The following is an 814-nucleotide window of genomic DNA, read 5'->3' as shown; positions in this document are numbered from 1 at the left end:
CCGCCGCCGCAGATGACGACGCCGCCGCCGCCATATATTCCGCCGCCGAAGATCCAGATTCAGCCTCCGCCGCAGAAGCATGTGATCAAGCAGGTAACGCATGAAAAGCCGCCGGCTCCGATGCCGCCAGCGACTGTTTCCGCACCGCCGACGCCTTCCGCGCCTGTGGGGCCGCCTGTTCCTGATCATTCTGCCGGCGCCGTGCCGATCAACGGAGCAAAGCCTGTATTCCCTGAGGAAATGCTCGAGGAAAATCGTGAGGGCAGTGTGACGGTGGCCTGTGACATTGATACGAGTGGCAAGCCGTCGAACTGTCAGGTGCTGAATTCTTCCGGTGGACACGCCTTTGTGGAAGCTGCGATGGAATTCCTCCGCAAGGCCCGCTACCAGCCGGCCGTCAGCAATGGTCAGGCCGTGGTCGAGCACCATCATACGCTGCATATCAACTTCGCGCTGGGCGATGATTGAGTGCGAACCGGTCGGGATCTTTCCGGCCGGGAATGAGAATGAGGGTAAGGGGTCGGTCTGATCCCGTCACCCAGCGGGAGCGGGAGCAGGCAGCTTCCGTATCCCGTGAATGTGAGAAACCAAGCCGTCCCGTGCAGAAAGGGATGGTACTGCCAGAGTCCTTGATTTGCGGGACTCTTTTTCAGAGGATTTGGAGTTAATGACGAGACTGTTCCGCCTTCCCGCTCTCGCCGCCCCGGCCCTGGCAGTCACGCTTGCCGTGGCGCAAGGTGTGGTCGTGCCGGCCGTTGCTCTTGCCCAGGATGCGCCCGCAGCCCAGCCTGCTCCGGCTGCTCCCCAGGCTGCG

Annotated in this window: 1 protein-coding gene; it reads left to right on the top strand. The window is 62.2% G+C overall.

The genetic code is table 11. The annotated features are described in order from the left end of the window. Positions 1–468 (top strand): energy transducer TonB (locus tag JCM25354_RS15400; RefSeq protein WP_025886745.1); only part of this gene is annotated, 468 nt, incomplete at its 5' end. Positions 469–814 lie beyond the last annotated feature (346 nt).

It is taken from the genome of Asaia prunellae JCM 25354 (assembly GCF_000613885.1).
In the GTDB taxonomy this organism is placed as follows: domain Bacteria; phylum Pseudomonadota; class Alphaproteobacteria; order Acetobacterales; family Acetobacteraceae; genus Asaia; species Asaia prunellae.
The sequence above is the reverse complement of the archived record's forward strand: the minus strand, read 5'-3'. Positions and strand labels throughout refer to the sequence as shown.